Annotated in this window: 8 protein-coding genes; 4 read left to right on the top strand and 4 right to left on the bottom strand. The window is 73.8% G+C overall.

What is annotated here, in order from left to right; all coding sequences use genetic code 11:
* Positions 1-2: 2 nt before the first annotated feature.
* The 4 genes from ACZ60X_RS21885 to ACZ60X_RS21870 form a co-directional block, all read right to left on the bottom strand.
* Positions 3-971 carry a hypothetical protein gene (locus ACZ60X_RS21885; RefSeq protein ID WP_469600858.1) on the bottom strand — a complete coding sequence of 323 codons (969 nt, stop codon included), beginning with the start codon at positions 969-971 and terminating at the stop codon, positions 3-5.
* 297 nt (positions 972-1,268) lie between these two features.
* Entirely contained in the window at positions 1,269-2,375 is a 1,107-nt protein-coding gene (gene prfB / locus ACZ60X_RS21880) for a peptide chain release factor 2 (protein ID WP_469600856.1), read from the bottom strand.
* 91 nt (positions 2,376-2,466) lie between these two features.
* Positions 2,467-3,687 carry a serine/threonine-protein kinase gene (locus tag ACZ60X_RS21875; RefSeq protein ID WP_469600854.1) on the bottom strand — a complete coding sequence of 407 codons (1,221 nt, stop codon included), beginning with the start codon at positions 3,685-3,687 and terminating at the stop codon, positions 2,467-2,469.
* Between the two features lie 166 nt (positions 3,688-3,853).
* Positions 3,854-5,554 carry a serine/threonine-protein kinase gene (locus ACZ60X_RS21870; RefSeq protein ID WP_469600852.1) on the bottom strand — a complete coding sequence of 567 codons (1,701 nt, stop codon included), beginning with the start codon at positions 5,552-5,554 and terminating at the stop codon, positions 3,854-3,856.
* A gap of 337 nt (positions 5,555-5,891) precedes the next feature.
* On the opposite strand from ACZ60X_RS21870, the gene ACZ60X_RS21865 reads away from it, so the two are divergent.
* The 4 genes from ACZ60X_RS21865 to ACZ60X_RS21850 all read left to right on the top strand — a co-directional run bounded on the left by ACZ60X_RS21865 (position 5,892) and on the right by ACZ60X_RS21850 (position 13,778).
* Positions 5,892-9,926 (top strand): FHA domain-containing protein, encoded by a 4,035-nt coding sequence (locus ACZ60X_RS21865; protein ID WP_469601574.1) that lies wholly within the window; start codon positions 5,892-5,894, stop codon positions 9,924-9,926.
* Between the two features lie 189 nt (positions 9,927-10,115).
* Positions 10,116-11,510: an ABC transporter substrate-binding protein gene (locus tag ACZ60X_RS21860; RefSeq protein WP_469600849.1), complete on the top strand. Its 1,395-nt coding sequence runs from the start codon at positions 10,116-10,118 to the stop codon at positions 11,508-11,510.
* Between the two features lie 7 nt (positions 11,511-11,517).
* A complete protein-coding gene (locus ACZ60X_RS21855; protein ID WP_469600846.1) occupies positions 11,518-12,870 on the top strand; it encodes a carbohydrate ABC transporter permease in 1,353 nt (450 codons plus the stop codon).
* Positions 12,867-13,778, top strand: coding sequence for a carbohydrate ABC transporter permease (locus tag ACZ60X_RS21850; RefSeq protein ID WP_469600844.1), 912 nt, complete (start codon positions 12,867-12,869; stop codon positions 13,776-13,778). The genes ACZ60X_RS21855 and ACZ60X_RS21850 overlap by 4 nt, the downstream gene beginning before the upstream one ends.
* Positions 13,779-13,789 lie beyond the last annotated feature (11 nt).

The raw sequence follows: 13,789 nt of genomic DNA, 5'->3' as shown, positions 1-13,789 counted from the left end.
GATCAGGCGGCGGCGCCGCCCCGGCCGTTCACCAGGCGCGGCAGCACCCGGAAGCCGATACCGCCGGCGATCATCGTCGCCGCGCCGATGACCAGGAACGCGGTCTGGCCGGCACCGGTCTCGGCGAGCTGCTTGTCGCCACCCTGCGCCTGCGCCTTGTTGCCCGAGCCCGTGTCGGTCAGCGCCTGCGAGCCCGCGTCCTGGGTGGCCTTGCCGCTGCCGCCCTGCGGGTTGTCGTTGTTGCCGCCCGTGGTGGAGCCGCCGGCGCTGCCGGAGCCGCCGCCCGTGGTGGAGCCGCCGGAGTTGCCGGAACCGCCGGTGGAGCTGGTGCCACCGGAGTTCCCGTTGCCGCCCGAGTTGCCGTTGCCACCGGTGCTGGTGTCGCCACCCGTGGTGCCGGTGGAACCGGTGCTGCTGTCACCACCGGTGGAGCTGGTGCTGCCGGTACTGCCGGTGCCGCCCGTGCTGTTGCCACCGGTGGTGCCGGTGGAACCGGTGCTGCTGTCACCACCGGTGGTGCCCGTGGTACCGGTGGTGCCCGTGGTGCCGGTGCTGCTGTCACCGCCGGTCGTGCTGGCGCCACCGATGGTGACGGTGCCGCCCACGGTCGTGGAACCGGTGGTGGAACCCGTGGTGGTGCCGCCGGTCGTGGAACCGGAGGTGGAGCCGGTGGTGGATCCCGTGGTCGAGCCACCGGTCGTGGAACCGGTGGTGGTGGAGCCGTCGGTCGTGGAACCGGTCGTGGAGCCACTGCTGTCGCCGCCGGTTGTGGTGCAGACGGAGACCGGGCAGCCGCCGGTCTGGCCCTCGGTGTCGTTGGGGCTGTCCGTGTGCACACCGAGGCTGATCGGGCCCGCCTGGACACCGAGGTCCAGGGCGGAGGCCGCGCCGGCTGCGGTCAGTGACGCACCGGCCGCGATCACGGCGCCGGCGGCTATCCGCGCGACCCGGATCCGCGTCTTCTTCGTCATATGGTTGCTACCCCCAGTAGCTGTTCGTCAATGAGGCGGCGCGTGGGGCGTTGCCGTGATCGACGGGAGGCAGCCGGTGACGAAGCGCGTCAACTCATTCCCCCGGTTCACATGCGCCCCGCAAGTACGCATGCCGCGTGCAACTCTTCCCATTCTTCAAAGCAACGTCAAGGCCGTTCCGGGCGCCTTGTCCCATGGGGGTGCTTTTGCGGTGACTCAGCAGCTGTAATCGTGATGTAAAACCCGGACAAAACAACAACTGCCGCCTCGCGGGCGGCAGTTGTCATGTCGACAAAGTTACTTCTCCTGCTGCTTGCGCCAGCGAATGCCGGCCTCCAGGAACCCGTCGATCTCACCGTTGAACACGGCCTCCGGGTTGCCGACCTCGTGCTCGGTGCGCAGGTCCTTGACCATCTGGTACGGGTGCAGGACGTACGAACGCATCTGGTTGCCCCAGGAGTTGCCGCCGTCGCCCTTGAGGGCGTCCATCTTGGCCTGCTCCTCCTGGCGGCGCCGCTCCAGCAGCTTGGCCTGGAGGACGTTCATCGCCGTGGCCTTGTTCTGGATCTGGGAGCGCTCGTTCTGGCAGGAGACCACGATGCCGGTCGGGAGGTGCGTGATGCGGACCGCGGAGTCGGTCGTGTTCACGCCCTGGCCGCCGGGGCCCGAGGAGCGGTACACGTCGATCCGCAGCTCGCTCTCGTCGATCTCCACGTGGTCGGACTGCTCGACGACCGGCAGCACCTCGACGCCCGCGAAGGAGGTCTGGCGGCGGCCCTGGTTGTCGTAGGGCGAGATGCGCACGAGGCGGTGCGTGCCCTGCTCGACGGAGAGGGTGCCGTAGGCGTACGGCGCCTGGACGGCGAAGGTGGTCGACTTGATGCCGGCCTCTTCGGCGTACGACGTCTCGATCAGCTCCGTCTTGTAGCCGTGCTGCTCGGCCCAGCGCAGGTACATGCGCTGGAGCTTCTCGGCGAAGTCGGCGGCGTCGACGCCGCCGGCCTCCGCGCGGATGTTGACGAGCGCCTCACGGGAGTCGTACTCGCCGGACAGGAGGGTGCGCACCTCCATCTCGTCCAGTGCCTTCTTCACCGAGGCCAGCTCGGTCTCGGCCTCGGCGCGGGTGTCCGGGTCGTCCTCCTCCTCGGCCATCTCGAAGAGGACGGCGAGATCGTCGATCCGGCCGCGCAGCGCCTCCGCCTTCCTGACCTCGGCCTGGAGGTGGGAGAGCTTGCTGGTGATCTTCTGCGCCTCGTCCGGGTTGTCCCACAGCGAGGGCGCGGCCGCCTGCTCCTCGAGCACGGCGATATCTGCCCTCATCGTGTCGAGGTCCAGGACGGCCTCGATCGACTCCATGGTCGAGGAGAGGGACTTCAGCTCTTCGGATACATCGACGACTGCCACGCATCCAGCGTAACGGCTGCGGCAAGCGACCTCGGCCGAACGGCGCCCGGCACCCCGGCGGCCCTCGCCGGGGCCGAGCCGCCCGGCGTGGTCACGGACCCGAGGTGCTGTGGGTGGCCGGGGCCCGATGGTCGTCACCGCCGGAGGAGGCGACGTACGCGCCGACCCCCGCCACCGCCGCCAGGACCAGGCCCGCCACGCCCAGCGTGATCCGGCGCCGCCGCACCGCCGCCCGGTGCCGCGCCGACCCCGGCCGGGGCGCACCGGTGGCCCGTGGAGCGCGCGCGGTACCGTGCGCGCCCCCCGCCAGCTCGTCCGGCCCCGGCACCCGCATCGAGGTGTGGGTGTCCCGGTTGGAGTCCGGCCTGGCGCCCGGCACCAGCGACACCGCGCCCCGGCGCCGTACGGGCTCGGCGGGCTCGGTCACGGGCTCCTGCGCCGCAGGCTCCTCGGCCTGGTCCGGCTCGTCCACGTCCAGCGGGGGCAGCCCGACCAGCGTGGGCAGCTGCTCGCGCAGCCGCGCCGCCAGCTCCGAGGCCCGCAGCCGGGAGGCGGGTGCCTTGGCCAGGCACTGCACGATCAGCTGCCACAGCTCCTCGGGGATGCCGGGTAGCGGCACGACGGTCTCGGTGACGTGCCGGCGCAGGACCGCGCCCGGGTGGCCGCCGCCGAACGGCGTGAAGCCGGCCAGCAGCTCGTACAGGACGGTCGCGAGGGCGTAGATGTCGACGGACGCGCGGGGGGGCAGTCCCTCGACGATCTCGGGGGCCAGGTAGTCCGGCGTGCCGATGATCTTCGTGGCCTTGGTCCGCTTCGGCGAATCGATCAGCTTGGCGACGCCGAAGTCCGTCAGCAGGGCGGGATGCGCCCCGCCCGGCCCCAGTGGCCCCTGCATGTCGAGGAGCACGTTCTCGGGCTTGACGTCCCGGTGCACGACCCCGGCCGCGTGGGCCGCCGCGAGCGCGTCGGCGACGTCGGCGACGATCGCCACGGCCGCCTCGGGGGCGAGCCGCCGCTCGCGCTCCAGCCGGGTGCGCAGGTCGGTGCCGCGCACCAGGTCCATGACGAGGGCCAGGTCGTTGCCGTCGACGACCAGGTCGCGCACGGTGACGATGCGCGGGTGCTCCAGGCCGAGCAGCGCGGTGCGCTCCTGGACGAAGCGTCCGACGAGTTCCTGGTCGGAGGCGAGGTCCTCGCGCAGCATCTTGATGGCGACAGGGCCCTCCGGCCCCTCGCCCAGCCACACCGTGCCGGCGCTGCCCCGCCCCAGGATCTGGTTCGCGGTGTACCGGCTGCCGATCTTCCGTGCCAAGACTGCTCCTACAGGCGCGCGTTGCAGACGCGTGGTGTCGCGTGGTGCGTCAAAACTACGCGTCCGAGGAGCCAACCTCCGCCGAGGAGGCGGAAATCACCCGCCAGATGTCGACAAATCCGCAAAGTCGCGGTCAGGTTACGGGCGTTCCGGGATCAGTCGCCCTCTAGTTGCCCGAGGAACCGCCCAGGTCCTTGGCCCACTTGCTGACCTGGCCGACCCAGTGGGACACCTCGTGCCAGTAGCTGCGGCCCTGGCCGACCCAGGTGTGCAGCGGGGTCAGTTCGTAGATCAGCCAGCTCGCCACGACCAGGATGACGATCGTGAACAGGCAGCCCTTCAGGCAGCCGAGCCCGGGGATCCGCATCGGGTTGGCGCTGCGCCGGCGCGGCTCGCGCGGCTCGCGCGCGGGGCGCTGCGGCTCCGCGGCGGGCGGCGCGTACCGCTGCGGTGCCTGCGGCGGGGCGTACTGCTGGGGCTGCTGCCCGCCGTAGCCGTAGCCCTGCTGGTACCCCTGCCGGCCGCGCGGCTGCGGCTGCTGCGGGCGGGGCCGCGGGGCCGGGCGCGGCTGCTGCTGGGGGCGGGCGACCTGGCGCTGCGGCCGGTGGCGCAGCGGGTCGTCCTCCGGGGACAGGTACTGCACCTGCGTCTGCTCGTTGCGGTCGCGGGCGGCGCGCAGCTGGTTCTGCCAGGGGTGCGGCTGCTCGGGCTGCTGCCCCTGCGGGCCCGGCTGCCCCTGCGGACCGGCGCCCGGCAGCACGGCCGTCGGGTCGGCGGCCCCCGTGCTCGGCAGTACGGCGGTGGGATCGGCGGCGCCGAAGGAGCCCGGACCGGGACCGCCGGTGTGCGGCAGGACACTCGTCGCCGCGCTCGGGTCGTACGCCTGCTGCGGCGCGTTCGTCGGCAGCACCTGGGTGGGGTCGGCGGCGCCGGGCACGCCCGGTACGGCCGTCGGCGCCGGGTCGGGCGCGAGCAGCGCGCCCACGCCCTCGGCGGCGGCGATCTGGGCCGCGTTCGCGTGCACGCCGATGCCCTCGGCGACGACGCGCAGGCCCCGCGCGAGGCTCTCGGCGCTCGGCCGCCCCTCGGGGTTCTTGCGCAGACAGCGGTCTATGACCGTCCACAGCGGGTCCGGGACGGTGGAGGGGCGGCGCGGCTCGGCGCTCAGGTGCTGGTGCAGCACTTCGAGCGCCGTGCTGCCGGAGAAGGGCGGGCGGCCGGTGACCAGCTCGTACAGCAGGATGCCCGCGCCGTAGACGTCCACCGCGGAGGTCTGCGGCCGGCCCTCGGCGGACTCCGGCGCCACGTACGCGGGCGTGCCGACGAACTCGTGGGTGCGGGTCAGGCCCGGGGAGTCGGCGAGGCGGGCGATGCCGAAGTCGGTCAGCATCGGGTGCATCTGGCCGCCGGCCTGCGCGAGCAGCACGTTGGCGGGCTTCAGGTCCCGGTGCACGATGCCGTCGGCGTGGCTCGCGGCGAGCGCGTCGGCGATCTGGGCCGTCAGCAGCGCGGCGGCGACCGGCGTGAGGGGGCCGTTCTCGCGCAGGTAGCGGTGCAGGTCGGGGCCGTCGACGAGGTCCATGACCAGGGCCAGCAGATCGCCCTCGACGACCAGGTCGCGGACCCGGACGATGTTGGGGTGGGTGAGCCGGAGCAGTACGGAGCGCTCGCGCAGGAAGCGCATCACGATGTCCGGGTCGCTCGCCAGCTCCTCCTTGAGGACCTTGATCGCGAGCGTCTCCCCGGGCTGGCCGGCCACGGCCGCCTCGGCGCCCGCGGCCTCACGCTGGCGGGCACGCCAGACGGTGCCTGTGGCGCCGCGTCCGAGCGGCTCCTCAAGCAGGTACTTGCTGCCGACTGGCCGCACGTCACGCGCTCCCTGCTGCTTGCTGATGCTTGGTTGCCTGCATTCCGGTGGTCGTTCCGGTTGTCCGACCCACTGTAGTGCCGCCTTCCTGGGCACTACGTACGCGTTCCCGAGCATGTTCGATGTGTTCGACGGAAAGACGCTCGCTCCGGTTCGTCGGTTGCCGCCGACCGGACGTGACCGATCTCAAGTGATCGTCGGCGGATCACTGGTCAGGCACTTTTGGGGGCAGAGCCGACCAATCAAGATCACTTGTTACCGGGTGCCGGGCGAGTTGTCAGTGGCAGGTGCGAGGATGCCTTTCAGTACTGGCCGACGTGCTCGTGTTGGGGTGGGGATGCAGATCCGGCTGACCGTCGTAGACCCGCTGGGCCCGTCCCCGCAGCGGGGCCGCGCCGCGAGCCGCGACGTGCTGGTCACGGCGCCCACGGGCACGGACCTGGCCGCGGTCGCCTCCGCGCTGGCCGGGGCGGTCGGCGGGGAAGCCGCGCAGGGCCGCGACGCCTCCGGTTCCGGCGTCGTCCTGTACGCCGGCACGGACCGCCTGGACCCGCGCCGCTGCACCCTCGGCGAGCCTCCCCTGGTCGACGGAGCCGTGCTGTCGCTGGGCGCCCCCGCGGCGGCCGAGCCGCATCCCGAGCTGGACGAGGCGCCGACCCAGCTGCACGTCGTCGCGGGCCCGGACGCGGGCGGGGTCCATCTGCTGCACGGCGGCCGGATCACCGTCGGCCGTTCCGCCGACGCGGACGTCCCGCTGGACGACCCCGACGTCTCCCGGCTGCACTGCGCGGTCACGGTCGGCCCCGACGGCCGCGTCTCGGTCGCCGACCTCGGCTCCACGAACGGCACGGTGCTCGACGGGGTCCGGGTCGGCGAGCGGCCGGTGCGGGTCCCCGCCGGGGGCCTGCTGCGGATCGGCGAGTCGGCGCTCCGGGTCACCCCGGCCGGGGGTCCGGGGGCGCGCGTGCGAGCGGTGCCGGACGGGGAGGGCTGCCTGCGGGTCGCCCCGGCGGGGTCCGCCGACCGCTCCGCACCGCCGACCGCGGACTCGCCCTCGGCGGGCGGCGCGGGCCGGGCCGCCGCCGGCAGTGCCCCCGCCCGCGCCGGTGAGGTCCATGGCCGGGCGGAATCGCCCCTGGTCCCCGGACAGGCGGGAGCGGGCGGGAACGAGCGCGCGGCGGGTACGGCTTCCGGCGGCGACACGCACGGGGGGCGGTTCGGGGTCGGGGAAGCTGGGGGGCTTGGTGGTGGCGGGATTGGTGGTGTTTCCGGGATAGGTGGAGCCGGTGGGTTCGGCGGTAGCGGCACCCACGGGCGCGGGGTCGCCGGTGACGCCGGCGAGGTCGGGGAGCCTGGTGGTGCCGGGGCTTTCGGAAGCGGCGGTACTGACGGGCCCGGCGGGGCGATCGGCGTCGGCGGGATCGGCGGCGCCGGTGCGGAGTCGCCGGGCAGCGGCCGTGGGAGCGCGCCCGCGCGGGGGGCCGACGTCTCCGGCCCGCAGGGCGCCCGGCGGCGCGGGCTCGGCAAGTGGGCGCGGCGGCTGGCCGGCGGTCGTGCGGAGCAGCCTGGGGGCGCGCAGGCGTACGACACCACGGCGGCCCCCTCCCCCGGCACCGCCCCGGTGTCCGACGCGCCGCGCCTGCCGGAGACCTGGCCGGATCCCGCCGCCCTGCTGCTGACCGCGCTCGGTCCCGGCCCCCGGCTGTGGGAGCGCGGGCCGAGCCACCCCGAGACGCTGACGGTCAGGGTGGGCACGGCCGACCGGAGCGCGCCGGACGGCTCGGGTCTGCTGCCCGCCGTGCCGGTGACGGCGGCCCTGCGCGAGGCGGGCTCGCTGGGCCTGGCCGGCCCGCGCCCCCGGCTGTCCGGGCTGGCCCGCGCGGTGCTGGCCCAGCTCGCCGCGCTGCACTCTCCCGACCTGCTGGAGATCGTGCTGATCAGCGCCGACCGCTCCCGTCCCGTCGAGGAGCGCACGGCCGAGTGGTCCTGGCTGGGCTGGCTCCCGCATGTCCGGCCCGGCCACGGCCAGGACTGCCGCCTGCTGCTCGCCTACGACCGCGAACAGGCCGCGGCCCGCGCGGAGGAACTGCTGCGCCGGCTGGACGACCACACGGCCACCGGCCGGAACGCGACCCACCCCACCGGCGGCACGGTGCGGGGCACCGCGGCCGCGCGCGGCACGTTCGCGGGCGCCGTCGCCCAGGCCCCGCCCCACCAGCGCACACCGTCGGACACCCCCGCCTCCGGCGGCCCGGCCCCGGCCGGCCCCGGGCCCGGCGCGCCATCCGCCTCGACCACGCGCGGTCCTCGTCCAGCGCCCCACGACCAGAACCCGCCCGTCCAGGGCGCCCCGGCACCGCCCGGCACCGCGGCTCCCGTCGGCGGAGCCGCCTCGCGCGGCGCACCCGCCATGCCCGAGCAGCCCACAGCCTCCGGCTTCCCGGGGCACCCCGGCCCATCCGCCGGCGCAGCACCCGGTTTCGGCCACGACCCGGACGCCCGCCCGGCCGCCCCGGGACACGGCCGGGAGACGACGGCGGCATCCGGCATCCCGAACGCACCCGCCCCCTCCCCGGCCTCCGGCCACGGCACGTACCCCGTCGGCACCCCCGGCGCGGCCACCCGACACACCGCCCCGGAGCCCCAGGGCTCCCCCGCCCGGGGGGCCCGCCCGCCCGGACACACCCCCGGCGGAGCAAGCGCCCCGGCCCACGACGCGTACCCCGCTGCCGCCGTCCGCGCCGCCTCCCCGGCCGATGTCCCCCGGCGTCCCTCCTGGGCGAGGGACGGCGCGGACGCCGCCGGGATCGGCGGCTTCCCGGGGCCGTACACGGTCGTCGTGGTGGACGGCGATCCCGGGGGCGCCGCGCTGCGGGAGGCTCTCGCGCGGCTCGCCGTGGCTGGGCCGCGGGTCGGGGTGCATGTGGTGTCCCTGGCCGAGACCGCGCCCGCGTCGGCCGAGTCGCCGGTGGCCGCGGTGTACGAGGCGGCCTGTGCGGCGACGCCGACGTTCCGGCACTGCGGTGCCGCGGCCCTGCTCAGCGGGGACGTCGCCACCGGGCTGCATGTCATGCGGGTGGCGCCGGGCGGGCCCGTCGGCCCCGGTGCCCTCGCCGCCGTCGACGCGGTGTCCGGCGCCTGGGCGGAGCGGTTCGCGCGGGCGCTGGCGCCGCTGCGGCCGGACGGCCCGGTCGCCGAGCCGCACGCCCGCGTGGCGGCGCCGCTGCCCCAGTCGGCCCGGCTGCTGGACGAGTTGGGGCTGGCCCGGGCCACCCCGGCCTCGCTGATGGCGCGCTGGGCCGACGCCGCCGACGACACCCAGGCCCTCGGTGGCCGCGCGCGGGCGGTGCTCGGCGCCGGGCCGCGCGGGCCGCTCATCGCCGAGCTGGTGGCCGACGGGCCGCATCTGCTGATCGAGGGGCCGGCCGGCAGCGGCCGTACGGAGCTGCTGCGGTCCGTGGTGGCCTCGCTGGCCGCCGCCGAGCGGCCGGACCGGCTGGGCATCGTCCTGATCGACGGGCGGGACGGGGTGGGAGCGAGCGCGGCCCGCGGCGAGGGGTTGCGGGTGTGCACCGACATACCGCACGTGACCACCCACCTCATCGCCAACGACCCCGTGCGCATGCGGGAGTTCGCCCAGTCGCTGGCCTCCGAGCTGAAGCGGCGCGCGGAGCTGCTGGGCCGGACGGACTTCGCCGAGTGGCACACGAATCGCGCGCTGTCGGGCCGTATCGTCGCGCAGCGCACGTCCTGCGCCGGTTCCTCCGCCCCCTCGTCCGGGGACATAGAGGCACCGCCCAGCTCCACCCTGCGGCTGCGGCCGGGTGCCGCCGCCCGCCAACGGGCCGAGGCGGCGCCGCCGTTGCCCCGGCTCGTGGTGGTCGTCGACGACCTGGACGCGCTGGTCTCACCCCCGCTCGGGTCACCCGGCCGGCCCGCCGCCGGGTCGGTGATGCGAGCGCTGGAGGCGGTGGCCCGGGAGGGCGGGCGGCTCGGCGTGCACCTGGTGGCGGCGGCCGGGGCCGGCGGCCGTACGGCGGAGACCGAGCCGGCCCGCCGGGCCACGCTGCGGGTCGCGCTGGAGGCGCCGAAGGCGGGTCCGGACGAACCGGCGCCGGGGCGCGGCCAGTTGGCGTCCGCGGACGGCCGGGTCACCGGATTCCAGGCGGGCCGGGTGACGGGGCGTATCCCGCGGACCGCGACCCAGCGGCCCACGGTCGTCCCGCTGGACTGGGCCCGCATGGGCGACCCGCCGGCCCGCCGGCCGGTGCGGGAGCTGGGCAACGGCCCGACCGATCTGGCCCTGCTGGCGAGCGCGGTGGAGCGCGCTGCCCGGGAGGTGTCGGCGACGCGCGTGCCGTCCCTGCTCTGAAGCCGGAAACCGGTACGCATACACTGCCGGTCACGAGCCGGTCACGATCACCGCTCTGCCCCCGCAGGCGCTCTTGCCCGCTCTGAGCGGCCCGGCGTACACCGGACCGCACGGGACAATCGTCTTGACGTTCAGCGATGTTCACTCATGTCCAACGACGTTCAACGAAGAACGACGAACGGGGAAGTGATGCGCAGCCAGAGCAGCAGCACCATCCGGACACGCAGGACCGTCACCACCGTCGCCGCCCTGCTCGCAGGGGCCCTCGCGCTCTCCGCGTGCTCCAGCAGCGGCGACAAGAGTGGCAACAGCGACAAGAGCACCACGGGCGGCGGGAGCACCCCCACCGGCCCCACCGTCAGCCTGCCGAAGCTGACCGGCGCCCATCTGGAGATCGCCGCCGTCTGGACCGGCCAGGAACAGAGCAACTTCAAGCAGGTGCTGGCCGAGTTCGAGAAGCGCACCGGAGCGACGGTCACCTTCGTGCCCGCCCAGGACCCGATCATCAACTTCCTCGGTTCGAAGATCGCGGGCGGTCAGCCGCCGGACGTGGCGATGCTGCCGCAGCCCGGTGCCATCAAGCAGGCCGTGCAGCAGAAATGGGCCAAGCCGCTCGGCCCGGAGGCCCTGAAGGAGTTGCAGAAGAACTACTCGCAGGGCTGGCAGGACATCGGCAAGGTCGCCGGCAAGCAGTACGGCGTCTACTACAAGGCCGCCAACAAGTCGCTGATCTGGTACAACGCCAAGGCCTTCGCCAACGCGGGCGCCAAGGAACCGAAGACCTGGAAGGACCTGCTGACCACCGCGCAGGCGGTGTACGACTCCGGGGTGACGCCGTTCTCCGTGGCGGGCGCGGACGGCTGGCCGCTGACGGACTGGTTCGAGAACGTCTATCTGTCGCAGGCCGGGCCGGAGAAGTACGACCAGCTCACCCAGCACAAGATCAAGTGGACGGACCCCTCGGTCAAGCAGGCGCTCGAAACGCTTCGGCAGATCTGGGGCAAGAAGGACTACCTCGCGGGCGGCCAGAGCGGGGCGCTGCAGACCGAGTTCCCGGCCTCGGTCACCCAGACCTTCACCGGCGGCGACCAGCCGAAGGCCGTGATGGTCTACGAGGGCGACTTCGTGCAGGTCAACATCGGTGAGACCAAGGCGAAGGTGGGTACGGACGCGAAGGTGTTCCCGTTCCCGGCGGTCGGCGCGAGCGCGCCCGTGGTCTCCGGCGGGGACGCGGCGGTGGTCCTGAAGGACTCCAAGGCGGCCCAGGCGCTGGTCACCTTCCTCGCCTCACCGGACGCGGCGACGATCCAGGCGAAGCTCGGCGGCTATCTCTCGCCGAACAGGAGCGTGCCGGTCTCGGCGTACCCGAACGAGGTGCAGCAGAAGATCGCCAAGGCGCTGATCGCGTCCGGCGACGACTTCCGCTTCGACATGTCCGACCAGGCGCCGCAGTCCTTCGGCGGCACGCCCGGCAAGGGCGAGTGGAAGGACCTGCAGGACTTCCTGCGCAACCCGTCGGACGTGGCGGGCACCCAGGCGAAGCTGGAGAAGGACGCGGCGGCGGCCTACGGAAGCGGGAGCTGAGCCGGCGATGGCGTCGGCAGCAGCGGCGGCCGGGGCCCCGCCGGGTCCCGCCGCGCCCCGCGGCCGCAAGAACGTGACCGGCACCCGCAGGGCGGTGGCAGCGCTGTTCCTGCTGCCCGCCCTGGTGCTGCTCGGCGCGCTCGTGGTCTACCCGATCGGGTACTCGTTCGTCCGCAGCTTCGTGGGCAACTCCGGCCACGGCTTCGCAGGGGTCGACAACTACAGGACCCTCTTCACCGACGACGGCATCCGCACCGCGTTCAGGAACAACGTCATCTGGGTGGTGTTCGCGCCCACGGTCTCCACCGCGCTCGGTCTGGTCTTCGCGGTGCTGACCGAGAAGGTGCGCTGGGGGACGGCGTTCAAGCTGGTCGTCTTCATGCCGATGGCGATCTCGATGCTGGCGGCCGGGATCATCTTCCGGCTGGTGTACGACCAGGATCCGCACAAGGGCGTCGCGAACGCGGTGTGGGTGGGGGTGCACGACACCTTCGCGAAGTCCTCGGCGTTCCCCAAGGCCCACCCGGGCCGCCAGTCGCCGCTCGAGCCCGACCGGGGCGGGTTCATCACATCGGCCACCGTGCACGCCGGGCAGACGGTCGCCCTGCCCCTCGTCGGTGTCGCCCCGGACCAGATGCCGGACGGCGCGAAGAGGGCCGTCGCCGCCGAGCCGGAGCCGGGCAGGATCACCGGCACCACTTGGCAGGACTTCACGCGCGGCAAGGGCGTGGGCCGGCTCGGCGTGCCCGACCCGTCCGAGCTGGGCTACGCCGGGATGCGGATCGAGGCGGTCAAGGACGGCAAGGTGGTCGCCGCCACCCGGGCGGCCGGTGACGGCACCTTCACCCTGCCCGCCTCGGCCGACGGCGCCCGGCTGCGGCTTCCGGCGAGCAACTTCCGGGAGCCGTACAACGGGGTCTCGTGGCTCGGCCCGACGCTGGTCACCCCGGCGATCATCGGGGCGTACGTGTGGATGTGGGCCGGCTTCGCGATGGTGCTGATCGCGGCCGGGCTCGCGGGCGTGCCCCGGGAGCTGCTGGAGGCCGCGCGGGTGGACGGCGCCAGTGAGTGGCAGGTGTTCCGGAAGATCACCGTGCCGCTGCTGGCACCGGTCCTCGCGGTCGTCACCGTCACGCTGATGATCAACGTGCTGAAGGTGTTCGACCTCGTCTACATCATCGCGCCGGGCTCCTCCCAGGCGGACGCGAACGTGCTCGCCCTGGAGCTGTACCGCAAGGGCTTCGCGGAGGACCGGCCGGGTGTGGCGAGCGCGATCGCGGTGCTCCTGCTGGTGCTGGTGATCCCGGTCATGGCGTTCAACATCCGGCGGCTGCGGCGGGAGCGGGAGGTGCGGCGATGAGGGCGACCGCCGTGAAGCTCGGGACGACGGACGCGGCCGCTACGGCGGTCAGGGCGCGGCGGTCCCTCGGTGCGCGCGCCGCCGAGCAGCTGAGCGGCGGCCTGGTCCGCGCGTTCCTCGTCGTCGTGGGCCTGTTCTGGCTGGTGCCGACCGTCGGTCTGCTGCTGGCCTCGCTGCGCTCCCCGCAGGACATGAGCGCGAGCGGCTGGTGGACGGTGTTCACCAAGCCGTCCCAGCTCACCTTCGACAGCTACCAGAAGCTGCTGGAGAACGGGGACATCACCGGCTCCCTGTGGAACACGGTGCTGATCACGGTCCCGGCGACGGTCCTGGTCGTCGTGGTCGGCTCGCTCGCGGGCTACGCGTTCGCGTGGATGGAGTTCCCGGGCCGGGACTGGTGGTTCCTCGGCGTGGTGAGCCTGCTGGTGGTGCCGGTGCAGGTGGCGCTGATCCCGATCGCCGAACTGTTCGGCAAGGTCGGCCTGTTCGGGACGATCTTCGGGGTGATCCTGTTCCACACCGGCTTCGGGCTGCCGTTCGCGGTGTTCCTGCTGCGGAACTTCTTCGCGGAGATCCCGCGCGAGCTGCTGGAGGCGGCCCGGCTCGACGGTGCCGGTGAACTGCGGCTGTTCGCGCGGGTGGTGATGCCGCTCGGCGGTCCCGCGATCGCGAGCCTCGGCATCTTCCAGTTCCTGTGGGTGTGGAACGACATGCTGGTCGCGCTGGTCTTCACCAAGTCGGGCACCCAGCCGATCACGGTCGCCCTCCAGACGCAGGTACGGCAGTTCGGCAACAACGTCGACGTCCTGGCGCCCGGCGCCTTCATCTCCATGGTGATCCCGCTGGCCGTGTTCTTCGCGTTCCAGCGGCAGTTCGTGTCCGGGGTGATGGCGGGGGCGGTGAAGTAGCGGCACCCTAC

This window comes from Streptomyces sp. NPDC104106 (assembly GCF_055584345.1).
The sequence above is the reverse complement of the archived record's forward strand: the minus strand, read 5'-3'. Positions and strand labels throughout refer to the sequence as shown.